Origin of the sequence: Acaryochloris marina S15 (assembly GCF_018336915.1) — a bacterium.
Lineage (GTDB): Bacteria > Cyanobacteriota > Cyanobacteriia > Thermosynechococcales > Thermosynechococcaceae > Acaryochloris > Acaryochloris marina_A.
The window spans coordinates 1,277,651-1,304,044 of sequence record NZ_CP064923.1; the positions used below are offsets into that span (position 1 = coordinate 1,277,651).

32 protein-coding genes are annotated in these 26,394 nt (G+C 48.6%); 1 reads left to right on the forward strand and 31 read right to left on the reverse strand.

What is annotated here, in order from left to right; all coding sequences use genetic code 11:
* Positions 1–30: 30 nt before the first annotated feature.
* The 31 genes from I1H34_RS06595 to I1H34_RS06745 form a co-directional block, all read right to left on the reverse strand.
* The gene (locus I1H34_RS06595; RefSeq protein ID WP_212664896.1) at positions 31–591 is read right to left on the reverse strand and encodes a DUF11 domain-containing protein; all 561 of its coding nucleotides are present in this window, start codon (positions 589–591) and stop codon (positions 31–33) included.
* 105 nt (positions 592–696) lie between these two features.
* Positions 697–3,351, reverse strand: a complete 2,655-nt coding sequence (locus I1H34_RS06600) for a beta strand repeat-containing protein (protein WP_212664897.1) — start codon at positions 3,349–3,351, stop codon at positions 697–699.
* Positions 3,352–4,755: 1,404 nt separating this feature from the next.
* Positions 4,756–6,642: a serine/threonine-protein kinase gene (locus tag I1H34_RS06605; RefSeq protein ID WP_212664898.1), complete on the reverse strand. Its 1,887-nt coding sequence runs from the start codon at positions 6,640–6,642 to the stop codon at positions 4,756–4,758.
* A 113-nt stretch (positions 6,643–6,755) separates the two neighbouring features.
* Complete coding sequence (locus I1H34_RS06610) at positions 6,756–7,511, reverse strand: C40 family peptidase (protein ID WP_212664899.1); 756 nt, start codon at positions 7,509–7,511, stop codon at positions 6,756–6,758.
* A 66-nt stretch (positions 7,512–7,577) separates the two neighbouring features.
* Entirely contained in the window at positions 7,578–7,802 is a 225-nt protein-coding gene (infA, locus tag I1H34_RS06615) for a translation initiation factor IF-1 (RefSeq protein ID WP_010469293.1), read from the reverse strand.
* Between the two features lie 84 nt (positions 7,803–7,886).
* Positions 7,887–8,447: an adenylate kinase gene (locus I1H34_RS06620; RefSeq protein WP_212664900.1), complete on the reverse strand. Its 561-nt coding sequence runs from the start codon at positions 8,445–8,447 to the stop codon at positions 7,887–7,889.
* Complete coding sequence (gene secY / locus I1H34_RS06625; RefSeq protein WP_212664901.1) at positions 8,447–9,754, reverse strand: preprotein translocase subunit SecY; 1,308 nt, start codon at positions 9,752–9,754, stop codon at positions 8,447–8,449. The genes I1H34_RS06620 and secY overlap by 1 nt, the downstream gene beginning before the upstream one ends.
* Before the next feature lie 42 nt (positions 9,755–9,796).
* Positions 9,797–10,246 carry a 50S ribosomal protein L15 gene (gene rplO / locus I1H34_RS06630; RefSeq protein WP_212664902.1) on the reverse strand — a complete coding sequence of 150 codons (450 nt, stop codon included), beginning with the start codon at positions 10,244–10,246 and terminating at the stop codon, positions 9,797–9,799.
* 60 nt (positions 10,247–10,306) lie between these two features.
* Positions 10,307–10,840 (reverse strand): 30S ribosomal protein S5, encoded by a 534-nt coding sequence (gene rpsE, locus I1H34_RS06635; RefSeq protein ID WP_212664903.1) that lies wholly within the window; start codon positions 10,838–10,840, stop codon positions 10,307–10,309.
* Positions 10,841–10,854: 14 nt separating this feature from the next.
* A complete protein-coding gene (gene rplR, locus I1H34_RS06640; RefSeq protein ID WP_212664904.1) occupies positions 10,855–11,211 on the reverse strand; it encodes a 50S ribosomal protein L18 in 357 nt (118 codons plus the stop codon).
* Positions 11,211–11,750 carry a 50S ribosomal protein L6 gene (gene rplF / locus I1H34_RS06645; protein ID WP_212664905.1) on the reverse strand — a complete coding sequence of 180 codons (540 nt, stop codon included), beginning with the start codon at positions 11,748–11,750 and terminating at the stop codon, positions 11,211–11,213. Before rplF ends, rplR begins: the two co-directional genes overlap by 1 nt.
* Positions 11,751–11,788: 38 nt before the next feature.
* Positions 11,789–12,190 (reverse strand): 30S ribosomal protein S8, encoded by a 402-nt coding sequence (rpsH, locus tag I1H34_RS06650; RefSeq protein WP_212664906.1) that lies wholly within the window; start codon positions 12,188–12,190, stop codon positions 11,789–11,791.
* Positions 12,191–12,225: 35 nt separating this feature from the next.
* Positions 12,226–12,771: a 50S ribosomal protein L5 gene (rplE, locus tag I1H34_RS06655; protein WP_212664907.1), complete on the reverse strand. Its 546-nt coding sequence runs from the start codon at positions 12,769–12,771 to the stop codon at positions 12,226–12,228.
* A 56-nt stretch (positions 12,772–12,827) separates the two neighbouring features.
* Positions 12,828–13,175 carry a 50S ribosomal protein L24 gene (gene rplX / locus I1H34_RS06660; RefSeq protein WP_212664908.1) on the reverse strand — a complete coding sequence of 116 codons (348 nt, stop codon included), beginning with the start codon at positions 13,173–13,175 and terminating at the stop codon, positions 12,828–12,830.
* A complete protein-coding gene (gene rplN / locus I1H34_RS06665) occupies positions 13,175–13,543 on the reverse strand; it encodes a 50S ribosomal protein L14 (RefSeq protein ID WP_212664909.1) in 369 nt (122 codons plus the stop codon). The genes rplX and rplN overlap by 1 nt, the downstream gene beginning before the upstream one ends.
* Positions 13,544–13,554: 11 nt before the next feature.
* Entirely contained in the window at positions 13,555–13,806 is a 252-nt protein-coding gene (gene rpsQ, locus I1H34_RS06670) for a 30S ribosomal protein S17 (protein ID WP_212664910.1), read from the reverse strand.
* A gap of 55 nt (positions 13,807–13,861) precedes the next feature.
* On the reverse strand, positions 13,862–14,059 hold the full coding sequence (gene rpmC, locus I1H34_RS06675) for a 50S ribosomal protein L29 (protein ID WP_212664911.1): 198 nt from the start codon (positions 14,057–14,059) through the stop codon (positions 13,862–13,864).
* A gap of 3 nt (positions 14,060–14,062) precedes the next feature.
* Entirely contained in the window at positions 14,063–14,482 is a 420-nt protein-coding gene (gene rplP, locus I1H34_RS06680; RefSeq protein WP_212664912.1) for a 50S ribosomal protein L16, read from the reverse strand.
* A 66-nt stretch (positions 14,483–14,548) separates the two neighbouring features.
* The gene (gene rpsC / locus I1H34_RS06685; protein ID WP_212664913.1) at positions 14,549–15,274 is read right to left on the reverse strand and encodes a 30S ribosomal protein S3; all 726 of its coding nucleotides are present in this window, start codon (positions 15,272–15,274) and stop codon (positions 14,549–14,551) included.
* 35 nt (positions 15,275–15,309) lie between these two features.
* Entirely contained in the window at positions 15,310–15,672 is a 363-nt protein-coding gene (gene rplV, locus I1H34_RS06690; protein ID WP_212664914.1) for a 50S ribosomal protein L22, read from the reverse strand.
* Positions 15,673–15,681: 9 nt separating this feature from the next.
* Positions 15,682–15,960 carry a 30S ribosomal protein S19 gene (gene rpsS, locus I1H34_RS06695; protein WP_010469318.1) on the reverse strand — a complete coding sequence of 93 codons (279 nt, stop codon included), beginning with the start codon at positions 15,958–15,960 and terminating at the stop codon, positions 15,682–15,684.
* A gap of 41 nt (positions 15,961–16,001) precedes the next feature.
* Entirely contained in the window at positions 16,002–16,865 is an 864-nt protein-coding gene (rplB, locus tag I1H34_RS06700) for a 50S ribosomal protein L2 (RefSeq protein ID WP_212664915.1), read from the reverse strand.
* Positions 16,866–16,903: 38 nt separating this feature from the next.
* On the reverse strand, positions 16,904–17,206 hold the full coding sequence (locus I1H34_RS06705) for a 50S ribosomal protein L23 (RefSeq protein WP_212664916.1): 303 nt from the start codon (positions 17,204–17,206) through the stop codon (positions 16,904–16,906).
* Entirely contained in the window at positions 17,199–17,831 is a 633-nt protein-coding gene (gene rplD, locus I1H34_RS06710) for a 50S ribosomal protein L4 (RefSeq protein WP_212664917.1), read from the reverse strand. Before rplD ends, I1H34_RS06705 begins: the two co-directional genes overlap by 8 nt.
* Before the next feature lie 40 nt (positions 17,832–17,871).
* Positions 17,872–18,510 (reverse strand): 50S ribosomal protein L3, encoded by a 639-nt coding sequence (rplC, locus tag I1H34_RS06715; protein WP_212664918.1) that lies wholly within the window; start codon positions 18,508–18,510, stop codon positions 17,872–17,874.
* 385 nt (positions 18,511–18,895) lie between these two features.
* The gene (locus I1H34_RS06720) at positions 18,896–19,354 is read right to left on the reverse strand and encodes a YiiD C-terminal domain-containing protein (RefSeq protein ID WP_212664919.1); all 459 of its coding nucleotides are present in this window, start codon (positions 19,352–19,354) and stop codon (positions 18,896–18,898) included.
* An 82-nt stretch (positions 19,355–19,436) separates the two neighbouring features.
* On the reverse strand, positions 19,437–20,735 hold the full coding sequence (locus I1H34_RS06725) for an ABC transporter substrate-binding protein (RefSeq protein ID WP_212664920.1): 1,299 nt from the start codon (positions 20,733–20,735) through the stop codon (positions 19,437–19,439).
* 24 nt (positions 20,736–20,759) lie between these two features.
* Positions 20,760–21,284 (reverse strand): DUF2085 domain-containing protein, encoded by a 525-nt coding sequence (locus I1H34_RS06730; protein WP_212664921.1) that lies wholly within the window; start codon positions 21,282–21,284, stop codon positions 20,760–20,762.
* Between the two features lie 10 nt (positions 21,285–21,294).
* Complete coding sequence (gene cobO, locus I1H34_RS06735; protein ID WP_212664922.1) at positions 21,295–21,939, reverse strand: cob(I)yrinic acid a,c-diamide adenosyltransferase; 645 nt, start codon at positions 21,937–21,939, stop codon at positions 21,295–21,297.
* A gap of 222 nt (positions 21,940–22,161) precedes the next feature.
* On the reverse strand, positions 22,162–23,262 hold the full coding sequence (locus I1H34_RS06740; RefSeq protein ID WP_212664923.1) for a pentapeptide repeat-containing protein: 1,101 nt from the start codon (positions 23,260–23,262) through the stop codon (positions 22,162–22,164).
* Positions 23,263–23,561: 299 nt separating this feature from the next.
* Positions 23,562–23,858, reverse strand: coding sequence for a hypothetical protein (locus I1H34_RS06745; protein ID WP_212664924.1), 297 nt, complete (start codon positions 23,856–23,858; stop codon positions 23,562–23,564).
* 697 nt (positions 23,859–24,555) lie between these two features.
* Here I1H34_RS06745 and cobJ point away from each other — a divergent pair.
* A complete protein-coding gene (cobJ, locus tag I1H34_RS06750) occupies positions 24,556–26,394 on the forward strand; it encodes a precorrin-3B C(17)-methyltransferase (protein WP_212664925.1) in 1,839 nt (612 codons plus the stop codon).

Genomic DNA, 26,394 nt, shown 5'->3' on the forward strand with positions numbered 1-26,394 from the left:
TGCTGGGATTCACCCATAGCTCCAAATTCGTTACTGAACTGCTACTTCATAGACAGCTTGTACAGAAGCCATGGGCTTGAGGGATTCACTATAATCCCACTGAACATGGGTGTAAGCTTCAGCAGGAGCGGGCTCCATTTTGACTGTGCCGTCGGGCTGAGTTACTTCAACCATGGGCTTTTCAGAATAGCTTTGGCCACCGTCAATGCTATAGGTGAGCTTGGCACCGTTGGCGCGAGCAGAGTCCAAAACAAAAGCAGTTTTGTTCGGAATAGGCTGGTTGATGGTTAGCTCAGCAGCAGACTTGTCTCCAGCATTCTCACTCAGCAAGGTATAGCGGAGGACATCACCAGGACGGACAGTGACATTGCCTTCTACAGCATCCCAGGAGATTTCTTGCTTACCTTCAGCATCAGTCGTAACGATTTGCTTCTCTGCCGAGAGCACCATCTTTACCTTGGGCTGGAGGATTTGCTGGACGAGAGCTTCGCCTGCTTTCTGCAAATTGGCAAGAACAGGAGTGCTGCTAGCGAAAGGAATGGCGACGGCTACTGCTAAGACACCGAGACCGATTGATAGACGACGTTTCATGATGGGAAAACCTTTTGAATTCAGAAAAATGCTTTAACAAAATTGGTGTGAGACCGCGATAAGAGTCAGGAAGTTGAAGTTGCCTTCACTTCCTGACTCAATGCATTACTGGATGCGACGGCGGAACTGGAATTGACCGGTTTGACCGGGGTCAACTTGACCAACGGGGTTCTCATACTTATCCACTTTGGTTCCAGCAATGGGATCTGCAGTGGTTAAAGGAGCACCATCAGTGCTGTTGGTGAAATATTCCACTGTGCCTTGGTCAGCACTGGTGTTTTGCTCGTGGTCAGTAAAGGACGCCCAGTTGTTGTTGACGTTCTGCTCACCAGTACCCGCGTTTACAACAGGATTTCCATCTTCAACAATCTCGAAGTTAAAGGCAGTTAGAGTGGTATTACCACTACCGACAACATCTGTCGAGAGGTTTTCATAGGTAATCCGGTACTCAATTTGGTAGTCCGGCTGCAGAGCAGTAGCAGGAGTATTATTCAAATTGTCCAGTACTGTTTGGTCCGAAGTCCAAGCTTGGATCAGTACACCATTCTCATCTAGAATCTGTACTTCCTTAGTCAACTTCATGAAGCCTGTATAGAGGCGATCAAGAGTTATGTTCGTAGTTGATTCAGGAGTACCGGTAAAGTTATACCCAGGAGAGCTAGTAGGATTATCATCTGCAAAGGCAAGGATGGGAACAGGAATCTCATCATTCGGGAGAACATCATCTGCAGTACCCGCTGCACTACCATCAGGTAAATCAACGACTGTCGTGTAATTTAAGGTGTCACCTGCATTTAAGTCACCGACATTAACATGTTTGAAGTTACCTGCAGTCTCAGGAGTTCCATCAGTACTGCTACCGGTCAGGTCAAAGGTTGTCCCGTTATAAGTATATGTAGCAGACTGAACAACACCAGCATCGTCAGTCGCAGTAATCGTGACAGTTGTGCCAGTAGGGATATCGCTGTTAGCGCCATATTGACCTGTTAATGTACTGTCATCCGTAGACTCTGCCTGGGTGGGAGAAATGGGTTGCAAGGTTACGTTCGAAATAAATCCAGAGCTAGCCGGATTTTGAATCGTGTTGTTAAAGGTTTCAGGTGCAGGGTCAAAGATATCGGTTGGACCCACCCCAGCAGGAACATCTGTGGTCTGATTGGTGAAATCATCGTTATCGTCCGTGGGACCGACAGCGCCAGGGACAGTATTTGGACCATTGAGGAGGTCGTCAGTACCCGCAGCGTCACCGATATTGACAACGTTGTCTTCACCATCGGGGCCAGTACCCGTGTTGTTATTGCCGGTATCAGTTCCTTGGGTTACAGGGTCTGCAACACCAGTATCTCCAGTATTGGCGGTTGGGTCATAATTAGTACCCGTTGGATCCGGTGGGGTGCCATCATCGTTGAAGTTATTGGGATTGCTGTCACCAGACTCATCGTAAACAACTTCATCGTCAGGATCGCCGACGGTTTCACCAAATACCTGGGCAATGTTAGCAACCTGTCCACCAGTAGTCGGTAGACCATTAGTCACTACGGTGAACTGGAAAGGTCCCTGTACTGGATCTGTCCGAAGTACCTGTGGGTTTGTGTCACTTAAAGCTGCATCGTTATGGATAAAACCAATTCGAGTGACATCAGTTAATCCACCTGCCGGTAGGGCAGTGGTCCATAGGGCATTAGTTGCTGTGGTGGTCAGTGCTGTTTCGGTATAAACAACGGTCCAGCCAGCGGGGGCAGTCCCTGCCGCAGATAATTCAGTACCAGCTGGAATTGCATCAGAGACTAAGATCTGAGGAGCGATTGTCCCATTGACACTAATATCTGTTCCTTCTAGATCAGCCGGAGTGAAAGCAGCATTAGGAGACGTATTTTCTACCGTTAGCCCTAAGTCATAGGTAATCAAATCGTCATTAGCAGCAGCCGTTGCACCAGGAGCGAGATTAGATGCAATTTTGGTGACAGTTGCTAAGGCTAAGGGACGGACGGAGCTAGCAAAAGGAATGCTGTTCTCGGCACTTGCTTCACGCTCGCCGTTGACGGGAGCACCATTGCCAGGATTCGCATCGATGGTACGAATGTCTCCTGTATTGGTATTTCCAGCTGCTGGATCTCCATCGCCTGTATCGGGTTGGTTTTGAGTGCTGGGGCTGTTGTTGTCAGGACCAGTACTACCCAAGGTGACGCCGACATCTGCACCTGCAGAGGTGCCAGCGGCAGGGGTACCTGTGACTTTCACTTTTAGAACAGTGTCAGGAGCCAGAGCGGCTAAGTTAATACCGGCTGCATCTAATAAGTTACCACCAGCGGCTGGAACTGTTGCGATGACTGCGCCTGTACCATCAATAATCTGAACTAGTGATGGAGTGAAGTTCTCAGTACCAATATTGTCAATACCTGGAATAAAAAGATCTGTCGCTGCGTTACCCACGTTAGTAACGTCGAAAACGAATTCTAAGGTATCACCAGCTTCAACAGCACCGCCATCTAAGTCAGTGAAACCGGCAGGAACTGCGGTCACACCTGCAACTTCTGCAACGGTGACGGTAACCGTATTAGATGTTGCATCAATGGTGGGTCCACCATTGGTTTCTGAATAGGTTGCAGTCGCGGTGTTACTGATTTGTTGACCAGCGGCTGTTCCGGCGGCGAAGGCTGGAAGAAGAGGTTGGACTAGGCCACCTGCCAATAAGGCTGCAATGGTAAGAGGGCCAAGCTTTCGTGGTCGTCTAGGGGACTTTGGTGTATCTTGAGTCATATGATGTCGTCTTTGAGTTCTTGGTAATGGACAATAGGAAGATAGACATCTTCCGGCAGAGATGAGTTGTAACTGACCCGCCATTGGCTGGGTTGGTTTCCTGTGGTTTTGAGCTGGACCCTCAAAACTTAGGGGTTATGGCTCAGTCTCTGCCTTCATCTCTAAGTGAGATTTTTAGAATTAAGAGCTTAAGCCAGTGAGCTGAAAAGTGGCGACTAATCCTTTCTTTGAAAGCCTGTTTTGGATTGAAAGCAACGCCTTACAGAATTATCAGTTCACCCAGGGGTTATTAACTTATTTATCAGTCTAGATTCAGTATGCCCTTTTTGGAATCCGGGATGACACCTAATTCTGGATAGTGAAGAGGTCGAATTGATTGTTGGTATTTGTTGAATGTTTGAAAATTATTCTACCTCAGTAAAAAAGCTTTTATAGAGAACGTTGGCATAAGTTGTCTATGCTAGTAAAAATCATAAAAGCTTTTCTAGTAAAGGATTAATTCTCTTGTCGTGGTTGATGTATTAATGAATATCTAAGCTTTTATATATTTTTAAGTCAACGGATTTTGTGCTTTAATTTATAGCTACTTAAATAAGCCTATTTTTTGAGGTCAGTATATATACAGAGAAGATTCAATAACGGATAAAAGATGGAAAGAAGTATTTGAATCCGTAGGTATAAAAAATAGAATCTCAGTGGTAATACTGATGGCTATGATGTGTGCATCCATAAATAAATCTCTATAGCTACCTTAGGGAGAGGATTGTAGCTTTTGTCACAGCTCAGGGCAGTGAATACCTTTTTGGTCCATAGATTGGGGTGCTAGTGGTTCTAGCTGTTCAGAAGAAGTGTGATCGGTCGGATCTTGCTATGGCTCAGGTCTGAAGTGGGTAGCTAGCAGGATTGTATGTAAGGTTTATGGATGGCTTGGGGAACTTTTGGGTAGAGTTGCCATCCCCAGCTTCTGAGCTATAACGATCGGCTACCTAACGATACGATTACTCGGTGCTAACCTGTCAGTCCTCATCTTTCATCTTGCTTACTGTTGCAGATCTTCTGACAGAACTGGCTTTTTGCCTAAAGCAATGTTGGCTAAGTTAGCCGAAAAGATTATTTTGGTTTCGCGATGGTTCTCTAAACGATAGCTCCGAGCTATGGTTTGCGAGACATGAGTAACCGTAACCTTGACGGAGTCACCATCAAAAGCTAGAGAAGTGGCGAATCAATGCAATCCTGCGGAGATCTAGAGACCATGCCTAGCTCTCTTTGAAGGTAAAAGAGGTATGAACAATCGCAATATATGACTCTGCTCAGGCAGATTAGGTGTCGCTCCTTATTATTCAGGAGAAAACGTTGATTGTCGCCCTATTCCGCTATCTAGTTTCTACTGAAAGGCTTTTGGGTTTAGGCTGTTTTGTTGTGGGCCGTTTCTTGAAAAGGGTCTTCTGTCTGTCGATGCCATTCGGTGAGGTGTGAATGCACATCGACGGTATAAAGGGTTGCAGATTGTTCTGACCAGGTGCCGACCATGAATCCTTGCCCAGCCCCGGCACAAACTGCGATCTTTTCGTTGGCGCCTATCGGCAACTGGAAGTGGCTTAAGGGATGTCCATTATGGCTAAGGACTAGAACTTGATGGGTTGCTAACAACACATATCCCCAAGGGGTGGCAAGAATTTGTTCTGGTTGAAGTGCTAAAGATAGTTTCGTGAGTCGCCAAGGTTTTAAATCAATTAAGAAGGCAGTCTGAGGATCCTGCTTGCTCACGGCCAATAATCGATAGGGGTTGGCAACACTTTGAGTAATCTGTTGCAGGGGGATGGGAACCGAAAAGGGTTGGAAGCTGTTGCCTTTGCGAGTAAATCCCTGAAAATGACTTTGGTCCTCGTCTACGGAAATGGCGACACCAAAACGGGAGTCCAATACAAATAGCCAGTTGGGTTTACGAATCAAAACAGGCTGGTGGATGGGCTGCATCTGGGGCCATTGGAAAATTTGTAATAGAGCTTGACTGCCTAGTTCAGCTCCTTGAACAGCCTCGAAGGATTGCTGGCCGCAGGCAATGGCCAGCCAGTTCTGTTCGGGTCGCCAGCCAATTTTGTTGTTCTGCCCCCAATCAATACCTGAGAGGTTTTCGATGGTGGGTAGATCGCAGGGTTGGGAATCTACTGTATTTTTCAGGGATAAGGGATGTAGGCGAGAGGGTTGTTTGAAGGTGTTGCCCTGGATGGTACGGACCCAGGCTTGGCCACCTCCCCAGAATAAGTCCGTGACCGGTAGTGCGAACTGCCACTGCTGCTTTTGAAATGGACCCGGTGCTGGAAAATCCGTGGAATAGGATCGGCAAATGACCTTGTTGTGGCTACCTAAGTAAACTTGATGGTCCTGTATGTGTAGACAGTGGATAGGACTCGGATATTGCTCTTGTTGAATATTGAGCAAGTCAGGATTCTCTGGCCATCGCTGGCTAGGAGCAAGGGTACAGTTAGGATCCTCTGACGCTAAAATATCTGCAGCAAGCACGACGGCATTGAGCATGTCCGTTGCGCTCTTAAAACGTTTCTGAGGGAGTTTTTGCAGAGCAGTTTTGAGAACTGAACGCAGTAGAAAGGGAACATCCTGAGGAATCTGAGCGGCTTCATTCAGATGGGCGGTCATCAGTTCGCCAGGCAGTCCGATGAAGGGACGTTTGTTCATTAATAACTCATACAGCATGACGCCGACCGCATAGAGATCCGAGGCGTAGGAATGTTGACTGTAAAATCGTTCGGGTGCCATATAGGCTGGAGATCCAGTGTCTCCCTGACCTAAGACACCAAATCCTGCTTCTTCGGCTAATCGAGCTATACCAAAATCGGTGATTCTAGCGGTTGTCCCATTCTCGGTATGGGTGAGTAAGATATTTTCTGGTTTGAGGTCGCAGTGAATGATGTCGTTCTGGTGGGCATATTCCAACCCTTTGAGCACATCGATGATGAGCTGCAACCGTTGCTGAAAGCTGAGGTGTACGGGATGTATGAGTAAATCTCGTAAGGTGCCACCCTCGCAATAGTCCATGACCAAATACCGTTCTGTGGCGGTGTAGGTAATGGTCTGAACCGAGACAATGTTGGGATGTTGCAAACTGGCGAGTAACCGCAACTCCCGCAGAAAAAAGCGAGTCGGAAGCTCTCGTTTGTTGAGTACTTTGAGGGCCACTAATGATCCAGTGTTGCGATCGCGAGCACAAAGCACTCGACCAAATTGGCCCTGACCAACCAGCCCTAAAATGCGATATTGAGTGGGAGACATCCCAGCCCATGGCCTCAAAATGATTATGTTCTTATTGAGCCCAGATGGATGGGGTGACCTATCAAAAAATATCTATGATTAGATAGATAGAGCGTATATCCGCCGGATTTACCTTAGGTCAAGGCAGTTGGCTGGTAGCTTTTGATGATCCGGCCTGCGCCATGGATCTGGCTATAGTAAGCTTGGGTGACCGCATCTCCAGAGGGGGAGAGTAAGTCAATACCGATGCCATTGCGGCCTTGCTCCGTACCTGAACTATGAATATATTTGCCGTCGCCCAGGTACAAAGCAACATGATTTGCTTTTTCAATGGGGCCAAAAAAGATTAAATCGCCTGTTTGCAGGATCTGGGTAAAGTCTTGGACTTCAGAACCAGGGTTCGTGAGGGTTTGGGTAAATGCTTCCTGTTGATAGGCATCTCGGGGCAGCCAAATACCTTGTTCTGCAAAGGCTCGCTGCATGAGTCCTGAGCAGTCAAAGTTAGGACCGATGGTGCCTCCCCATAAATACTGATTGGGTTGGTCCATGGCTGCCAACATAAAGGCAATCACATATTGCAGCCGAGACGAAATTTGATCGCGGGTGAGAGAGGAGGCTTGATAGGACTGGGCTGCAGGTTCGAGTGTAGTGAGTGCCTGAGGTCCAAGCCAACCGGGATAGTCATCTTCGCAAAGGCGAACAGCCAGGGTTTGTTCTGCTTGGGGCAGGTCGGACAAACAGAACTTCAACTGTCGACCTGGCCAAGCCTGGGTTGCTAAAGCTTTGGAGGTTGGAGCATCCAGTAAATCAAGGGGGGCGCCAAGGCGATACTCAACCGAAGATAAAACGCCGTCTTTTAGCTGCGCTTTCAGCGTATCAATGGACACCATAACAATGGACAAGGTTGCGATCGCAACTCAAATGCATCTCGATCAATGAGCCTGGAAGCGTTAGGGTTACTTTTTGCGTAAGCGGTAGGTAATCCGTCCTTTGGTGAGATCGTAGGGAGTCAGCTCTACCTTGACACGATCACCGGGCAAAATTTTGATGTAGTTTCGCCGAATCTTGCCAGAGATATGGGCTAGAACATTAAACCCGTTATCTAGGTCCACGCGAAACATGGCATTCGGTAACGATTCTGTGACCGTACCTTCCATTTCAATCGCATCTTGCTTAGCCAAAAAGTTGATCCTCCTAGGGATGAGTTAGTACCGATTTATCGGTAGAGTGATTATCCAAGGTTTCTACACAAAAAGTATAAAGAATTATGTGAGATCTGCCAAAGCGGCTTTGATTCGATCCGTCACTGCTTCCACAGTTGCATCGCCATCAATATCTACTAAGCAGTTACGCTCACGATAAAAATTTAAAACGGGAGCTGTTTCTCGATGATAAATCTGAAGACGATCTTGGATAACGGCTTCGGAATCATCTTTGCGGCCTCGGCTGAGTAAGCGGGCCACTAAATTCTGTTCGGGAACCTGGAGATTGATGACGCGATCGCAACTTTGGTTCATCTCTTGCAAAAGCTTATCCAAGGTTTGAGCTTGGGGAATGGTTCGAGGAAATCCATCCAATAACCATCCGCTCGCAGTATCGGGTTGAGCCAATCGCTCTTTCACCATATCAATCACCACTTGGTCTGGGACCAGTTGGCCTTGATCCATATAGGACTGCACTTTCAACCCCAAAGGTGTTTTACCCGAAATGGCAGCTCGGAACAAATCTCCAGTTGAGATATGAGGGATATTATAGTCTGCAGCTAGAGAAACGGCTTGTGTCCCTTTGCCCGCACCAGGTGGCCCAAACAGAATTAAACGTGCCACTACTGTTTCACCATCCCTTCATACCGTTGGGAAATCACATAGGTCTGAATTTGCTTGGCCGTATCAATCGCAACACCCACCAAAATCAGAAGTGATGTGGCTCCAAAACCAGAAAAGATACCGCCACCGACGACCCTCTCTGCAGCCACTGGAACCAATACGACAGCACCTAGGAAGAAAGCACCGAGAAGTGTTAATCGATTCAAAACCTTCTCTACATATTCCGTCGTTGCCCGTCCAGGACGAATCCCTGGAATACTTGCTCCCATCTTCTTCAAGTTCTGAGACATATCAATGGGATTGACCACCAAAGATGCGTAGAAATAACTGAAGAAAACAATCATCGATAGATAGAAAATCACATAGACCCAAGGCAACGAACTATTGGGGCTAAGATACCCAGCAAATTCAATGATGGTTGGGTTGTTGGTTAGTCCTGCTAAAGTTCCAGGCAGAATCAACATAGCCGAGGCGAAAATAATGGGCATCACCCCACCCGAGTTTAATCGAAGAGGCAGATAACTTTTTTGCTCTTGATAGGTTCGACGTCCTACTTGTCGTCGAGCATAGACGATAGGAATTCGACGAGTTCCTTCCTGGACAAACACAATACCCACAATCATCAGGATGAAAACGGAAATCAAAATGATGACTTTAGAGACTTCGCCTTGCTCAGCAATCTGTAAAGCGTTACCTAGAGTGCTGGGCAAACCAGAAACAATACTCAAAAAGATTAGTAAGGAAGCACCGTTACCTACTCCTCTTTCAGTAATCAGCTCACCCACCCACATCACAAACATGGAACCAGCCGTTAAGGCTACTACCATCTGAACGATGAAGATAGTACCAGGATTGAAAACCACACCCTCAGCACTATTAATGAGAATGGCAAACCCAGTACTCTGAATGATGGCCCATCCCAAAGCTACGTAGCGAGTGATTTGGGAGATTTTCCGGCGTCCTGCTTCCCCTTCATCTTTTTGCAAGCGCTCCAAAGAAGGCAGCGCAGCCGTTAACAACTGCAAAATGATAGAGGCATTAATAAAGGGAATAATCCCTAAAGCAAAAATCCCTAGGGCAGAAAAACCACCACCAGAGAAAAAGTCCAAAAAACCAAAAACAGGGTTACCAGCAAAGGTTGATGTAAAGGCGGCGCGGTTGATACCTGGAACGGGCAATCGAACACCCAGTCGGACCAGAATCAATAGCCCAAGGGTAATAAAAACCCGACCTCTAAGCCCAGCTGCCTGGGCCATTTGCATAAAAGTCTCTTGGGCGGATGGTGTTTTACCTCTGCTGACAACCATGTCAGGGATACCTCTCTAAAAGCCGATTAAAAATGAAAGATGTTAAGACTCAGTAGATTGAAAGCTACCACCGGCCCCTTCGATTTTGGCGATCGCAGATTTAGTTGCTGCCGCTGCTTGCACATTGAGTGCAACCGTTAGCTCACCATCTCCTAATACTTTCAAAGGCCCATCATTGGATGTAATGATGCCTTCGGTCATCAGAGACTCAAGGGTGACATCGGACTTTGCTTTCAATTCATTAAGCTTACCTACATTAATCGTAGTGTATTGCTTCTGATTGATCAGCGTAAAATGCTTTAACTTAGGTACTCGACGGTACAAAGGGTTTTGTCCACCCTCAAATCCAGGGCGAGTCGGGCGACCTGAACGAGATTTTTGACCGCGCATCCCAAAGCCACAGCTAGCACCTTGGCCAGCAGCGATTCCTCGGCCTACACGGCGACGTCGATGTTGGGAACCGGTTTTGGGTTTAGGATCGTTTAGTCTCATGATCTTGTTAAGTCAGGGGCTAGAGGTTAATAAACTGTTTTGCTTAGGCTATTTAGAGCACTAAGTGGCAGCATAGAGTTTTTCCACTGCAATGCCTCGTTCACTGGCCACCTCAGAAAAGGTGCGGAGAGATGACAGGGCATTAAGAGTCGCACGAGCATTATTCAAAGGATTATCGGAACCCAACTGTTTCGCTAGTACATTGCGAACGCCAGCTAGTTCTAGAACAGTGCGAACTGCACCACCAGCAATCACACCCGTACCAGGTGCGGCAGGGCGCATCATCACTTTTGCGGCTCCTCCCCGACCGATCATTGGATGGGGAATTGAGTTGGATCGGGTCAAAGGAACTTCGACTAGCTGCTTCTTGCCATCGGCAACGCCTTTGCGAACGGCACCAATCACATCGCTGGCTTTACCCACGCCGACGCCTACTTGGCCCCGCTCATTTCCAACCACAACAATGGCTCTAAAACTGAGTTTTTTACCACCCTTGACGACCTTCGAGACTCGCCGAATTTGGACGACTCGCTCTTGCCAGGTGGAGTCTTTTTCTTTGTTACGGTTGTTTTTGCGACGATTTTCCTTTGCCATGGATAATATCCTACTTAAAATTCTAAGCCAGCTTCACGAGCAGCATCAGCCAAAGCCTTGACTCGCCCGTGATATAAATTACCGCCGCGATCGAAGACTACGGCCTTGACGCCTTTTTCAATCGCTCGCTCAGCCACCAACTTGCCTACTGCAGTAGAGGCATCACAGGTTGCCCCTGAAGATGATTTGAGGTCAGATTCGACGGTTGATGCTGCAGCCAAGGTATGGTGCTGGGCATCATCAATCACCTGAGCATAAATATGATGATTCGATCGAAATACGGCTAACCGAGGTCTCTCAGCAGTTCCCGCAACCTTACGGCGAACTCGCTTATGTCGACTACGGGTTGCATCTTTGCGAGTGGTTTTCATTATTTCTTACCTGCCTTACCAACCTTACGGCGGACAAACTCATCGGCGTAGCGAATCCCCTTGCCCTTATAGGGTTCGGGAGGACGTACTGCCCGAATCCGAGCAGCGGTGTTGCCGACTACTTCTTTATTAATGCCACTGACAGTGACATTCGTGTTGCTGTCTACAGCCACTTGGATGCCTTCGGGTGGCTCAATGGTGACGGGATTGCTGTAGCCGACGTTCAAAATTAAATTACGGCCTTGAACCTGAGCTCGATATCCCACCCCTTGGATTTGCAATTTCTTCTCAAATCCTTTGGAGACCCCTTCAACCATGTTGGCAATCAGCGTTCGGGATAAACCGTGGCGCTGGCGAGCAACTCGCGATTCGTTCCGACGCGTCACTGTGACCACATTGTCGGCCTGATCAATGGCGACTTCTGGGGTTAACTCTCTGGATAACTCTCCTTTAGGGCCTTTTACAGTAACGGCTTGCCCTTTAATCGTGACATTCACTTTGTCAGGAATAGGAATGGGTACCTTACCGATGCGAGACATAGTCTAACTCCGTGTCAATAACTGCAAGAGGGCTGGGTTTACCACACATAGCAAAGGACTTCTCCACCAACCCCTGTTTGGCGGGCGTCTCGATCGGTCATGATGCCACTGGATGTGGAAACAATCGCGATGCCGATGCCGCCTAAGACTCTCGGTAAGTCACGTCGATTGGAGTAGACTCTAAGACCCGGCTTACTGATGCGCTTCAAGGTGTTGATGATCGGCTGCCGGTTTTTGCCACGATACTTCAGCGTAATGACTAGGCGCCGTTCTACCCCTTCGCCAGACTCTTCAAAGCTGGTAATAAAGCCTTCATCCTTTAGCACCGAAGCTACGCTTCGGGTCATTCGGGTCGACATGACTTGTGTCGTTTGATGCCGTGCTAGATTCGCATTGCGGATCCGCGTGAGCATATCACCAATAGTGTCATTAGCTGCCATAATTACTCCTTATGAACCGCCCCCTTCGAAACAACTTAATTTTCACGGAAGGGCATTCCCAAAACTTTTAACAGGGCACGACCTTCTTCATCGGTTTTGGCAGTCGTGATAATCGAAATATCCATACCTCGAATTTGATCAATGCTGTCGTAATCAACTTCAGGAAAGATGAGTTGTTCTCGCAATCCTAAAGTGTAATTCCCCCGACCATCGAAACTTTTGGGACTTACCCCACGAAAGTCGCGAATTCTTGGCAAAGCGAGATTTACCAATCGATCGAGAAAAGCATACATCCGCTCTCCTCTGAGGGTAACCATGACCCCGACGGGCATCCCTTGCCGAATTTTGAAGCCTGCAATCGCTTTCTTGGCTCGGGTCACCACAGGTCGTTGACCTGTAATCACCGCTAATTCTGCCAGGGAGCGTTCGAGAGCTTTCGCGTTTTGTGATGCTTCGCCCAAACCTCGGTTAACCGAAACCTTGGCTACTTTGGGGATTTCATGGGCATTTTTATACTTAAACTGTTCCTGTAATTTGGGAACGGCAGTATCGAGATAGAGGGTTTTTAGTCGGACTGTCATTACTTTTCTATCCTGTAGCGCCCTGGGCTTGGTCAGGGCAAAAATGAGCGTTGTCGCTAGTCAATGATTTCACCAGTTTTTTTCAGCATTCTGACCTTGCGGCCTGAATCGTCAAAGGTATAGCAAACCCGGCTAGCTACGTTTTCTTTGTTGGAGTACAGCATCACATTGGAACTATGGATGGGGAACTCTACCGTAGAAATCTGACCTGATTCACTTTCAGAGCGAGGTTTGACATGCTTTGTTTTGATGTTGACGCCTTCAACCACAACTTGACTGAGCTTGGGTAAAACATCAATCACTTCACCCACTTTGGCCTTGTCTTTGCCAGCGATGACTTGGACTGTGTCTCCCTTCTTGACGTGCATCTTGAAGCGTTTAATAGTTGACTTTTTCTTAGCCATTAGAGCACCTCTGGCGCGAGAGAAACGATTTTAGTGAAGCTCTTGTCGCGGAGCTCACGAGCGACGGGGCCAAACACACGCGTGCCTCTGGGATTGCCATCTGGGTTAATTAATACCGCGGCATTGTCGTCGAAGCGAATACTCATGCCGCTATCTCGACAAATAGATTTGCGAGTACGGACGATAACGGCTCTGACCACATCAGATTTTTTGACAGGCATGTTTGGGGTTGCATCTTTGACGGTGGCAATAATGACATCGCCAACGCCACCATATCGACGGTTGCCGCCACCGATAACCCGGATGCACAACAAGCGTTTAGCGCCGCTGTTGTCCGCAACATTAAGTGTGGTTTCTTGTTGAATCATGATTCAGGTTCCTAGGGTCGATTAGCAGCCACTAAAACATCTGTTACCGTCCACCGCTTGGTGCGACTTAGGGGACGAGATTCTCGGATGCGCACGCGGTCACCAACATGGCAGGCATTTTCCTCGTCATGCACCTTATACCGGCGAGTTTGACCCACGATTTTTCCATACTTTCTATGAGGAACGCGGTTGGACACAGCGACTACAGCTGTTTTGTCCATCTTGTCACTGACAACAACCCCAATTCTTTCCTTAATAGCCATTTTTTCTTACTCCAATAGTCCAAATCCGACGCATATATTTTGAAAAGCCGAGGTGTTAACTTTGCTGCTGCTGTTTCAAGGTCAGAAGCTGGGCGATTTGATGCTGGATATGCTTGAACTGATGGGGTGCAATGGTTTCTTTGGTTGCTTTTTGAAAGCGAAGATCAAAAAGCTCTTTTTTCAACTCTTGAACCTTGGCATCTACTTCTTCTGCAGACAGGTTTTGCAAATCAGCCATTTTTGAGAATGCCATGACTTAGGACTCCTCCTTGGGACGCGCAACGAATTTAGTTTTGATGGGCATCTTGAAGGCTGCCAGTCTCATGGCTTCCCGAGCTGTCTCTTCATTAACACCGTTCATTTCATACATGATCCGACCCGGCTTGACCACGGCCACCCAATATTCAGGGGCACCTTTACCAGAACCCATCCGGGTTTCTGCGGGGCGCATGGTGACAGGCTTGTCTGGGAAGATGCGAATCCAAATGTTTCCACCCCGGCGGACGTAGCGGGTCATGGCTCGTCGTCCTGCTTCAATTTGACGCGAGGTAATCCAGGAAGGCTCAAGGGCTTGGAGACCGTAATCACCGAAGCTGAGGGTGTTCCCTCGGGTGGCTTTACCGCGCATACGGCCCCGGTGTTGCTTACGAAATTTCGTTTTTCTAGGACTTAACATAATCAGGAATCGGGGTAAGAGAGTAGCAGTGTCGAGCGACCGGCTCGCTAAACGGAAGAAGAGAACTTATTCAGAACGATCTTCAAATTGCTGACGGCGTCGCTGTTGCTGACGGCGTCGCTGTTGAGGTTCGCGATTGGTAGGCTGTTCATCCGCACCTGGAATGATTTCACCCTTAAAGACCCAAACTTTGACCCCTAGAATGCCGTAGGTGGTGCTGGCGGTGCGGTAGGCATAGTCAATGTTGGCTCGTAGAGTATGCAGAGGCACTCTACCTTCTCGGGTCCATTCACTTCGGGCAATTTCAGCGCCGTTAAGTCGGCCACCCACTTGGATTTTGATACCTTCGACACCAGCCCGCTGAGCCCGTTGAATGGCTTGACGTACGACTCGACGAAAAGATACTCGGCGAACCAACTGCTGGACAATATATTCAGCAATCAAGGTTGCTTCGGCATCAACCCGAGCCACTTCAACGACGTTGATGCGGATGGGGCGATCATCGCCAAGCTCTTTTTGGAGGCCGACTCTTAGGGACTCGATACCGCTTCCGCCTCGACCCACAACTACGCCAGGACGGGCTGTTCGAACTTCTAAGTCAATCTGATCGGCTTTGCGCTCGATCCGCACGCCAGCGATGCCAGCATTGCTCAGGTTTTTGTTGACGTAATTACGAACTTTAAAGTCCTCTTGAAGGAGTTCGGGGTAGCGATCGGTATCGGCAAACCAGCGCGACCAGTGATCTTGTGTGATCCCTAGGCGAAAACCGGTTGGATGAATCTTTTGTCCCACAAAAATGTCCTCTGTCTATGGCTCAATAAAGGTGACTAGCTGGCCTCGGCACTCACCGCAATGGTGATATGGCAAGTTGGCTTTTGAATTTGATAGGCTCGTCCTTGGGCACGAGGGCGAAACCGCTTTAAACGAGGACCTTGGTCTGCACAGGCGTGACTGATCACGAGATCTACAGGGTCCAATCCGCGATTGGTCTCGGCATTAGCAACCGCTGAACGTAACACCTTTAAGACTGGCTCACAGGCTCGGTAAGGCATAAATTCGAGAACAATTAGGGCTTCTCGATAGCTCCGGCCTCGAATTTGATCCAGAACCCGGCGCACTTTCCGAGGAGACATGCGGATATATTTAGCTTTGGCGTAAGCGCCGTTGATATCTTTAAGTTGCGTTGTCATCGCTTTATCCTACATCCGTGCTTTTTTATCGCCTTTGGAATGGCTTTTAAAGGTGCGAGTGGGGGCAAACTCACCCAATTTATGTCCCACCATCTGTTCACTGACGTAAACCGGTACGTGCTGACGGCCATTGTGAACGGCAATGGTGTGACCGATCATTTGCGGGATGATGGTGGATGCCCGTGACCAGGTTTTGATAACTTGCTTTTCGCCTTTTTCGTTGAGGTTTTCCACCTTGGTTAAAAGATGGTCAGCGACGAAGGGGCCTTTTTTCAGAGAGCGAGACATGGTTGAGTGAATGAAACGTCAAATAAACTGCAAACGGTAGATTAAGACTGGCGTCCACCCCGACTTCGCTTGGAAGAACGGCGACGACGACGGACAATCAGTTTGTTGCTCTGCTTCTTCTTTTTCCGGGTCTTATAGCCCAAGGTGGGTTTACCCCAAGGTGTTACAGGACCGCTGCGACCAATCGGTGCGCGTCCTTCACCCCCACCATGAGGGTGATCCACGGGGTTCATGACGGATCCTCTCACTTTCGGACGGCGAGCTTTCCAACGATTTCGACCGGCTTTACCGATAGTGATGTTGTTGGACTCGACGTTTCCGACTTGACCGATAGTTGCATAGCATCCTTTCTGGAAAAGACGAACTTCACCAGAAGGTAGCTTTAGGGTAACCATCTTCCCTTCTTTGGCAACCACTTGAGCCATAGCACCAGCAGCACGGACCAATTGGCCGCCTTTGCCGGGAAGTAGCTCAACATTGTGGACTTCTGTACCTAGGGGGATTCTCTCTAGGGGAAGGGCGTTGCCCACCTCAATGGGAGAATCGGGGCCAGCTACGATAGTGGTGCCGACCTGCATATTACGAGGATGGAGAATATAACGTTTCTCACCATCTTTGTAGTTGACCAAGGCAATGCGAGCATTGCGGTTGGGATCATATTCGACGGTGGCGATGGTGCCGGGGACTCCTAGCTTGTTGCGATAGAAGTCGATGATCCGATAGCGACGCTTGTGACCGCCCCCTCGTCGCCGACTGGTAATGACTCCTCGGTTGTTGCGACCTTTGGCTCGATGCTTGGATTTGACCAAGGACTTTTCGGGCCGATCACGGGTGATCTCAGCGAAATCAGAACTCGTTTTTTGGCGAGTTCCAGCGGTATAAGGTCTGTAATAGCGGATGCCCATTGCTATATCACTTCAAGAAAGACGTCAGAGAGTGGCACTTAAACTTCTGGGAACAGGTTAATGGTGAATTCCGGTGCAAGGGTGACGATGGCTCGCTTGTATTGAGCTTTGTGACCCATGAATTTGCCGACACGCTTCTTTTTGGCTGGCATATTGCTGGTGGAAATACCTGTTACTTTGACTTCAAACAGCTCTTCAATCGCAGCTCTGATTTGAGGTTTGGTCGCTCTGGGATCGACCTCAAATACATACTGGTTGTTTTCCAGAAGTAAGGTGGCTTTTTCAGTAACGATAGGCCGCCGGATTAAGTCGGCCAAACTGGTGGGTTTTACCTTAGTCACTGTAAACCTCCTGAATTTTTGCGATCGCAGATTGGGTTACCACAATCTGATCTGCTGCGAGCAAATCGTAGACATTTAAGTTGCTAGCTAGGATTAGCTTCAGCTTTTCTACATTGCGGGCAGAAAGATAGATGGTGTCATGCTTGTCTGCCAGAATCAGCAGCGTTTTAGAGCCAGCAGCTACACCCCAGCGACCCATTGCTTCTAGCAAGTCTTTAGTTTTGGGCCGAGAGAGGTTATCACCGAAATCTTCTACTACAACCAAGTCTTCTGTTCGGCTAGTAAAGGCTGTTCTCAAGGCTAACCGTCGCTCTTTGCGGTTCATCTTGGTGGAATAGCTTCGAGGCTTAGGGCCAAAGATAACACCACCACCTCGCCAGAGGGGAGAACGACTCGAACCGGCACGGGCACGACCTGTACCTTTTTGTCGCCAGGGCTTACGTCCACCCCCGCGAACTTCAGCACGGGTTTTACTGGAGGCGGTTCCCTGGCGGGCATTGTTCATTTGACGACGGAGGGCGCGGTGAACGATATGGGCCGCATTCTCTTCGTTGGCAACTTTCAGATCAAGTTCTGCTTGACCTGCGTCCTCTCCTTGCCAATTTCTTACTACACAATTAACCATGTTCTTTCTCTGTAGGCGTCTTTAGGCATTCGGCACAAAACTAGCTTTTGCCAACAATGGTTGCAGGCTGAATGTTGAGTAAAGCACCGGGCTTGCCGGGAACTGAACCCTTGATCAACAAAACGTTGCGCTCAGCATCTACTCGCACAACGGTCAATTTACGAATGGTCTTTTTGACGTTCCCCATTTGTCCGGCCATTCGCTTGCCGGGATAGATGCGACCTGGGGTAGTACCTGCACCGGTTGAACCTGGGGCGCGATGGTTTTTAGAACCGTGACCCATGGGGCCTCGTCTGAAATTGTGGCGTTTTTGGTAGCCGGCGAAACCACGGCCAATACTGGTGCCGGAGACATCAACCAGCTGACCTTCCGAAAAACGGTCCGCGGAAATATTTTGACCTAGTTCAAATTCACTAACATCGGCCAACCGATATTCATGAAGATGACGCTGCGGGGTTGAATCTGATTTCTTGAGGTGACCCAATTCAGGGCGCGTTAATGCTTTTTCGGTAGTGCTGCCATAGCCAATTTGAATGGCTGTGTAGCCATCCGTTTGGGCTGTTTTGATCTGGGTGACCGGACAAGGACCCGCCTGGACGACGGTGACTGGAATCGCACGACCCGCTTCATCAAAAACCTGGGTCATTCCCAGCTTTGTTCCTAAAATACCGACAGACACAGTGAGCAGACTCCCTTACCTAAACACAATAGGGAAACCCCTATAAAACAAAAAAATTGACCCCAGGCCGCCATGAAGACGCAATATTGCCGAAACTCTAAGCCAGGAAGACATTAGAGTTAACGCCAATCTGAGAAGCAAGTTAATTGTAGAAACAACAGAAGCGTAAATTTGCTTCTCGGTCTTACGGACTTGGGTTATTTTCGGAACCCAGTATCCTGCACAAGCACCGATTAATCATCATAGACTACGAATGAGTTCGTGTCTACATAAATTTTGATGAGTGGCTGAAATGCTTAGTGTTTCGCTTTCTCTTTATACCTTGAATGGAGTTATAAGCATAGAGGCCGACCTAACATCTGCTTGAGGGTGATCCTTCCTATGGCTATGAAGTTGAATGAATATCTAGAGCGACGTAGTTACCTAAAAATGTGGCGACTAATTGCTCCTCTGCATAGACTTCGACCGCTAGTTTGATGCGACTTTTGCCTTTTCTTTGCAGGATTTTGAGGAATCGCTGCCAGGTCTCTGCTGAGGGGGGTGAGCATCGTGCCTCAAAGTCACTGGTGACAGGCTGAAAATATTTCACGCTGTTATCTTGAATGACGATTCTGTAGGGATTTGACAAGGGTTGAAGCTGAGTATGGACGAAGGTCCATGCTGCCAAAATCGCTAGGGTTGAGATACTGCCACCGAAACCGGTTTGGCGATGATTAATATTCGGTTGCAGAGGAACTGATAAGACGACGGATGGATGTAGGGCACTAACGGTCACCGCCATTGCTGCCGAAATCGGAATATGTTCGTGGAGATATTGTTCTACTGCTTTAGGGTCTGAAGTCACGATAGTTTAGATGGGGCCTATCGTCTTAGTCTATTGTGATCTGTCTGGGCTTTGTGTTCTTGAACTGTGGCTTGTCTGGAAATTAGGGAGCTAGTAATTGACGGGTCTCGCGGGCGGCAGCAGCCATCGCAGCCTGGGGGCTGAGCTGTTGGGTAAAGGCTGCATTGAGATACCGTTGCAGAATGTCGGAGGCTTGGTCGTATTGGGCAATGGCAGGGCGCAACACGGTCTGTTCTTGAATGTCCCGGAGCATTGCGAAGTGGGGATATTTCGCCAAAATATCTGGATCGGCATAGAGCGATTTGAGAGTGGGGAGATATCCAAACTTTTGGACGACCTGCCTTTGAGCCGCTTCGCTGGAGAAAAACTGAATGACTTGCCAGGCTGCTTCAGGATGTGGACTGGTGGTGGAAATCCCCCATCCCCAACCGCCTTGGCAGGCGCGTGCCAATTGTCCAGATTGAGATATCAGGGGATGAATACCTACTTTGCCTTGAACTGGTGAGGTGGGGGCGTTGATGAGAGACCAGGCATAGGGCCAGTTGCGCATGAATACCGCTTGACCATTTTGAAATAGACGACGGTTTTCTTCTTCTTGATAGCTGACCGTTCCGGGTGGTGAGAGGCCCTGTTTGAGGGTGTTGACGAGGAAGTCTAGGGCTGCGATCGCATCTTCCGTATCCAACCCCACTGCCAAAGTCTCAGGATCAATCCAATACCCACCAAACCCTGACAAAACCTCTAGGAACATGGCCGTTGTGCCTTCGGTTTGTTTCCCCGGCCATAAATAGCCCCAAGGAGTCCCCTGAGCTTGCAGAGCTTGGGAAATCTGGATTAAATCAGTAAAGGTGTCAGGGGGAGCGTAGCCATACTGATCGAGCAAGTCTTGGCGATAATACAACGCCCCCACATCCGCTCGGACAGCAGGGTAGCGATAGAGTTTATTTTGAAATTTGCCACCTGCCCAGGCACCTGGCAAAAACTGGGCTTCTTGTTCGGGAGTGACTCTTGGTGATAGATCTTGCAACCAACCCGCAGCAGCAAACTTAGCCACCCAGGTGATATCCATATAGACCAAGTCGTAGGGGGCATTCCCCAACAAAAAGGCCGAAACGTAGAGGTCTTCGACAATATTGGAGGTGCTGGGGCCTTCAATGACCTCAATGCGAATATCAGGGTGTTGGGCTTCGAATTCAGCGATCAGGGGTTTCCAGATGGGGACTTCGAAGGCAGCCACCAAAAAACTGATCGTCACTGGCTCTGCCCTAGCAGGGGAGAGGCTAGAGACATTCAATAGCAAGGCACATAAAACAATGCCCAAGCACCTACCGATTTGTCTGAGCAGGGTTGGGGATTGAGGAGAGTCATTCTTTCCCCACATAGCCAGCAGGCGGAGAATTGGCTATTAAGTCCGAGGAGTGCGGTGGAGGGGCGGCATGATATAGGCCCCAAGTCCTAGGCCAGAAACTAAGCCAAAAATTGTGACGATAAAGTTGTTGTATTCCCACCAACCCCAAGATTGGGCATAGAGTTCAAAAGGATAGACTAAACAGAGGCCAATGGTGAGGATGAGGCCGGGTAAACCGTAGCGATTGAGCCAATAAGAGGCTTGACCTTGATTCACCGAGAACAGATAGCGCATTGTCACTAGCCCCATCAAGGTGCCGAAACAGCGCATACAAACAGCCATTAGGAAGGGCGGCATGAAGGCTAATCCCATCTCCGGTTGAGGGCAGACATGATCGCCCATAAAGTAGATGATGCTGGCAATCTGGGGCAGAATGGGCAATTCGGTTGAGGCCAGAAAGGGAGCGGCCAGTGGGCCAGACACTAATCCCACTAAAATGACATCAGCCATGATGCTGCGCCAGGGGCGAGGTTGTTTGACGAACTCCACCGTTTGGGTGGGCCGTGCCACTGTCCGTACCATTGAGATCCTCCTAAAATTCGATACCAGGTTGGGCTTTCACGCCTTGTTCGCGGAAAGGATGTTTGACCAGGGTCATCTCAGTAACTAAATCGGCCTGGTCGATTAATTCTTTGGGGGCTCCTCGCCCGGTGAGGATGACGTGGGTGTCGGCAGGCTTAGCTTCCAACCCGGCAACCACTGTGGCTACATCTAAGTAGCCATGTTTGAGGGCAATGTTGACTTCGTCCAACAGAACGAGGCGATAGTCAGGATTTTGAATATAGCTTAAGGCTTGTTCCCAGGCGGCTTTGGCTTTGGCGGTATCGCGCTCGCGATCTTGGGTTTCCCAAGTAAATCCTTCGCCCATGGCATGAAATACGAGCTGATCGGGCCAGTTTCCTAGGACAGCTTTTTCGGCAGGCTCCCAAGCGCCTTTGATGAACTGAACAATGGCGACTTTATAGCCATGCCCGAGGGAACGCATGACCATTCCTAAGGCGGCGGTGGTTTTGCCTTTGCCATTTCCGGTATGGACAATGACTAAGCCTTTCTCTTGCGATCGCTCGGCAACCCGCTGATCTTGCACCTGTTTGCGGCGCTGCATTTTCTGCTGATGCTGCTCTGCAGTGAGTTGTGAGTCAGTTGAGGGTGACGTGGAAGAGGCCGATTGAGTCATAGGAGTATCGGTAACAATGACTGGGCTCTTTAAATAGTAATGGTTTCCGGAAGATGCGATCACCTACATGTTTGAATTATCTAATATTCACTCTCTTCAACAATTACGACTACAGCTTCACAGAGTATTGTCGAGTTGCTGTCAATTGAGATGAAAGCTGGGGCTGAAGGCTTAGTTAACAGTAGTTGCGAGTGGTCTAATGGAGAGCTGATCTCGAAAATCCTAATTCCACTTCTGCAATTGTTGTTCTTTGACAAACTTTTCTGCCTCTTCTAGCTTTTTAAAGCTGGATGGATTGTTCTTATACAGAGCAGCAGCTACCTTGTTACAGTCTCTATTGATGTCGATATTGATTCCTTTTGGGAGTGGCGAATTGCAAATCAATGGATGTATCTTTCCTTCCAATTGATTGGGATGTACTATTCCCTCTAACTGCGCTTGAGTAAGATTTTTGGTCTTTCGAAAATCGGTACTTAACAGAATAGCTCTGCGAAGATCAGCACCCCGCAGATCGGCATGTTCAAGTTTGACACCAATCAGAGTGGCTTGATAGAGGTCAACGTTGTTGAGATGAGCACCGCTAAGATTTGTCTTGGTGAGGTTGGCGTTGTTGAGGCGGGCTTCACCAAACCTGGCTTTACTCAGATTTGTCTTGGTGAGGTTGGCTTTAAAAAGGTAGGCATTGTGAAAGGCTACATCACTGAAATCTGCACCCGTTAGGTCGGCTTTACTTAGATTGGCACTACTGAGGATGGTGTTGTGGAAATTAGCGTTCCTGAGGTTTGTTTTGAAGAGATTGGCGTTGTGAAGGTTAGCCCTGTGTAGATTGGCATTGCTCAGGTTAGCTTGCTCGAACTGGGCTAAGTGCAGGTAAGCACTGCTTAAGTCGGCATGGTTTAGGTTAGTGTGACTGAGATTAGTGAAATAGAGTTTGGCAAAGCCCAGATCAGCATTTTGGAGATTAGCACTACTGAGATCAGCGTCACTAAGGTCAGTGAAACGAAGGTTTATCGTGCTAAGTTTGGCCTGTTTTAAGGACGTTTCAACTAAGGAGCGGCAATTACCAAATAGCCGCTCTGATAGATAGGTTGGCAGCTCATGCTCTTGTTGAGCACTACATCCTCGAACCAGATTTTCAACAGCCTGCCTTTTTTGATGAGAAGCGCTGCTCTTCAGCCTTGCAAAGTCTTTTTCAACACTTTTTTCTCGAAGAATCAACTCAATGATGATCAGCAAAATTAATGCTGGAATAATTTTCCAGACACCTATCTTTTTTTGATGTTTGAGCTTTTTATGATTGGATGCCTGATCGTTCCTGTGCATGAAAGTAACCTTTTGCTCTACCTCTGACTTGCCCAAGTTGATCGCACTGACAATATCTTGACTCCATAGTGCTTAATATCGTTGATCAAGCTGGAGTATATGCACGATTGGTGTTGAGGAATATAATCTTCCTTTTTGGCAATGACGGCTGCCAGATACTGAGTACCTACATGCATGGCATTTGGATAGGGTAAAACCGCTGCCCCCAAACTTCACGTAGAAAGAGATTAATGAAACCGTCTTGAGGTATCGTTCACCACCGCTAGTTATGAGATGGGGGTGAGTAGTCGTGTCATCCCTTAACGGAATGCATAGTTAATCAGGCTGATGCCAAGCCCAAGGGCAAAAACGCCTGCGACAAGAGCAAGAGAGGATTCCAAAATCACTCTGCTTATGGGTTTGTCTGTGACAATGGCATCCTCCAGTAAGGGCAGCCGATTATTATGCTTCTGACGACCCAAGACTCGGATCGCATCCCCGTTGCGAATGACCTTTTCTCTCAAAATTAGGGTTCGACGGGTACCCGTTAGTTTGTGCTTTAGAGTAATTTCTTGTTCGGCTAGTAAAAGATAAGGATCGGGTTTCAGTAAATTCATTCCACAAAGTTTGGCGATCTTCAAAATGAATATGATCGAGATCTAATTCGCTGGGTTTGATCTGTACTTGCCCTCTGGGCGTTTGCATACTCAGATTCCACTGACCCTGAGATTGCTGATGAAGAAAGGCATAGGAGGTGCTCCCCTTATGACTATTTCGTGGCTCTAGGATAAAAAATTCATGGGCGATACAAGAGGTTTCGCTGAGGGGTGTTGTTTGCACTTCATTTGGATGGGTTGCGCAGGCTTTGCCTCTGGCAATCATCTGTCCCTTACGCCGAGGATGGTAGTTGGGTGCAAAGACGGTAAGTTGTAACCCTCGGAAACCGATATAACAAGCACCAACGCCTATTAATGCCACAAATAGCCCTAGGAGGAGATGGAAGGTGAAATTCAAAAAGGCTATGAGCATGGGGATGGCTCGCTTTTGGATTGGACAAATGGCCAGTATGCCGTTCCATCCAAAGTACCCAATTTAAAGAGATTGAAAATCGTTTCCAGAACTGTGGCATGATTCGATGAGTTGGCAGAATGCTATTGTCCATGCATTCAGGCTCCAAATTGAATAATGAGCTTTTCCTCAGATGTGTCTCAATATCCTCAAAAAATTTGACCATTCTGAAACTACATCAACTAAACAGTTTTCTCTGTTTGCCATAGTAGACTTCTCCTATACTTCCACCTGCAGGCATTCCACTTGAGTCAACGTTTATTGCAAGCCTTCCAGCCCTTAGCCGCCTTTGCTACCACCCCCAACGCTATCCACACCCTTCAGCCCCTCTATCAACAAACTGGAGCCACCCTCTGGGTTCCTACCTCCCTTGCTCACCTACCTAATACCCAAGCCTACAAAGGCCCTCTCAAAGACCATCTCCAAACCTTGTGGAACGACCATCAGGGTCTGATTTTCTGCCTTGCCACCGGAGCCGTCGTTCGTCTGATTGCTCCTCTCCTAACCGATAAATCCCAAGATCCTGCCGTCGTTGTCCTCGATGAACCCGGCCAATTTGTGATTAGCCTCTGCAGTGGTCACCTCGGTAGAGCCGATCAGCTTACCCAACTTCTAGCCCAACAAATAGGAGCTACCCCCATCCTCACCGGGGCCAGCAACGCCGCAAATCTGCCCAGCATCGACACCCTCGGTGTACCCTTCGGCTGGCAACGAAGTGCAGGAGACTGGAATGCCGTTGCCGGAGCCATTGCCCGTGGCGAGACCATCACCGTTCATCAAGCCGCTGGCTCCGAACTGTGGCAAGCCCATTTACCCCCATCTCACACCTATAAATTCGTTAGCGATACCGAATCTCCCCAAATTTGGATCAGCCCCAAAGCTCCATCTGCAGACGAAGCCACCGTTCAATGGCATCCTCGTGTCCTCTGGGTAGGGATGGGCTGTGAGCGGGGCACTTCCCGACAGCTTATGGAGCAAGCCCTACGCCAAGTCTGTGAACAATATCAACTCGCTGGGGAAGCGATTGCCGGGATTGCCACCCTAGATCTGAAAGCTGATGAAGTCGGATTAATCGAACTCTGTCAACAGGCTAACTGGCCTCTGCAATGCTTTTCCCCTGAAGACTTACAGAATATTTCAGTCCCTACACCTTCTGATGTCGTTAAGACCGAAGTAGGGACACCTAGCGTTGCTGAAGCCGCTGCCCTCAAGGCTGCCCAGCAAGATACTCTTCTCGTCACGAAGCAAATCTTTAAAGACCCGGCACAACCCGGAGCGGTCACCGTTGCTATTGCCCAGGCTGAGCAAGAATATACTGGGCGTACAGGGCAACTTTTACTAGTGGGAACAGGGCCTGGTGCACTGGAACAAATGACTCCTGCGGCCAAAACTGCCATTACCCAAGCAGATGTAGTGATTGGTTATACCCTCTATGTGGACTTGGTGCGATCGCAGTTTCGTCCCGGTCAAATCATTGAACCGTCCCCCATTACCCAAGAACGCCAACGCGCCCAACGAGCCATCGATTTAGCCCAGTGGGGGCTGACAGTAGCAGTGATCTCTTCTGGTGATGCGGGTATTTATGGCATGGCGGGTTTAGTGATGGAAGCGCTCCAGCAGAACGATTGGGATGGACAGACCCCTAACGTTCAGATTTTTCCCGGTATTTCTGCTTTGCAAGCGGCTGCCTCCCAGGTGGGCACGCCCCTTATGCATGACTTTTGTGCCATTAGCCTGAGTGATTTACTGACGCCTTGGCCCGTGATTGAAAAGCGACTAGAAGCTGCTGCTGCTGCTGATTTTGTGATGGCGTTGTACAATCCGCGATCGCAAAAACGAATCGAACATTTGCTCAAAGCCCAGCAAATCTGTTTGCAGCATCGAGACCCGCAAACGCCTGTTGCAGTGGTGAGATCGGTGTATCGTCCAGACCAAACTACTCATTTGGGAACTTTGGCTGAATTAGACACCTTACCCGTAGACATGCTTAGTACCGTGATCATCGGCAATGCCACCACTCGGTTTCATAAGGATTGGATGATTACCCCCAGAGGTTATTTTCAGAAATCTGATCCGTCGCCCTAG

What these genes read in the sequence shown, in the direction of transcription:
- I1H34_RS06595 (WP_212664896.1), bottom strand. Translation starts at nt 591, where the DNA reads ATGAAACGTCGTCTATCAATCGGTCTCGGTGTCTTAGCAGTAGCCGTC.
- I1H34_RS06600 (WP_212664897.1), bottom strand. Translation starts at nt 3,351, where the DNA reads ATGACTCAAGATACACCAAAGTCCCCTAGACGACCACGAAAGCTTGGC.
- I1H34_RS06605 (WP_212664898.1), bottom strand. Translation starts at nt 6,642, where the DNA reads ATGTCTCCCACTCAATATCGCATTTTAGGGCTGGTTGGTCAGGGCCAA.
- I1H34_RS06610 (WP_212664899.1), bottom strand. Translation starts at nt 7,511, where the DNA reads ATGGTGTCCATTGATACGCTGAAAGCGCAGCTAAAAGACGGCGTTTTA.
- secY (WP_212664901.1), bottom strand. Translation starts at nt 9,754, where the DNA reads ATGGTTGTCAGCAGAGGTAAAACACCATCCGCCCAAGAGACTTTTATG.
- rplO (WP_212664902.1), bottom strand. Translation starts at nt 10,246, where the DNA reads ATGAGACTAAACGATCCTAAACCCAAAACCGGTTCCCAACATCGACGT.
- rpsE (WP_212664903.1), bottom strand. Translation starts at nt 10,840, where the DNA reads ATGGCAAAGGAAAATCGTCGCAAAAACAACCGTAACAAAGAAAAAGAC.
- rplR (WP_212664904.1), bottom strand. Translation starts at nt 11,211, where the DNA reads ATGAAAACCACTCGCAAAGATGCAACCCGTAGTCGACATAAGCGAGTT.
- rplF (WP_212664905.1), bottom strand. Translation starts at nt 11,750, where the DNA reads ATGTCTCGCATCGGTAAGGTACCCATTCCTATTCCTGACAAAGTGAAT.
- rpsH (WP_212664906.1), bottom strand. Translation starts at nt 12,190, where the DNA reads ATGGCAGCTAATGACACTATTGGTGATATGCTCACGCGGATCCGCAAT.
- rplE (WP_212664907.1), bottom strand. Translation starts at nt 12,771, where the DNA reads ATGACAGTCCGACTAAAAACCCTCTATCTCGATACTGCCGTTCCCAAA.
- rplX (WP_212664908.1), bottom strand. Translation starts at nt 13,175, where the DNA reads ATGGCTAAGAAAAAGTCAACTATTAAACGCTTCAAGATGCACGTCAAG.
- rplN (WP_212664909.1), bottom strand. Translation starts at nt 13,543, where the DNA reads ATGATTCAACAAGAAACCACACTTAATGTTGCGGACAACAGCGGCGCT.
- rpsQ (WP_212664910.1), bottom strand. Translation starts at nt 13,806, where the DNA reads ATGGCTATTAAGGAAAGAATTGGGGTTGTTGTCAGTGACAAGATGGAC.
- rpmC (WP_212664911.1), bottom strand. Translation starts at nt 14,059, where the DNA reads ATGGCATTCTCAAAAATGGCTGATTTGCAAAACCTGTCTGCAGAAGAA.
- rplP (WP_212664912.1), bottom strand. Translation starts at nt 14,482, where the DNA reads ATGTTAAGTCCTAGAAAAACGAAATTTCGTAAGCAACACCGGGGCCGT.
- rplV (WP_212664914.1), bottom strand. Translation starts at nt 15,672, where the DNA reads ATGACAACGCAACTTAAAGATATCAACGGCGCTTACGCCAAAGCTAAA.
- rpsS (WP_010469318.1), bottom strand. Translation starts at nt 15,960, where the DNA reads ATGTCTCGCTCTCTGAAAAAAGGCCCCTTCGTCGCTGACCATCTTTTA.
- rplB (WP_212664915.1), bottom strand. Translation starts at nt 16,865, where the DNA reads ATGGGCATCCGCTATTACAGACCTTATACCGCTGGAACTCGCCAAAAA.
- rplD (WP_212664917.1), bottom strand. Translation starts at nt 17,831, where the DNA reads ATGGTTAATTGTGTAGTAAGAAATTGGCAAGGAGAGGACGCAGGTCAA.
- I1H34_RS06725 (WP_212664920.1), bottom strand. Translation starts at nt 20,735, where the DNA reads ATGTGGGGAAAGAATGACTCTCCTCAATCCCCAACCCTGCTCAGACAA.
- I1H34_RS06730 (WP_212664921.1), bottom strand. Translation starts at nt 21,284, where the DNA reads ATGGTACGGACAGTGGCACGGCCCACCCAAACGGTGGAGTTCGTCAAA.
- cobO (WP_212664922.1), bottom strand. Translation starts at nt 21,939, where the DNA reads ATGACTCAATCGGCCTCTTCCACGTCACCCTCAACTGACTCACAACTC.
- I1H34_RS06740 (WP_212664923.1), bottom strand. Translation starts at nt 23,262, where the DNA reads ATGCACAGGAACGATCAGGCATCCAATCATAAAAAGCTCAAACATCAA.
- I1H34_RS06745 (WP_212664924.1), bottom strand. Translation starts at nt 23,858, where the DNA reads ATGAATTTACTGAAACCCGATCCTTATCTTTTACTAGCCGAACAAGAA.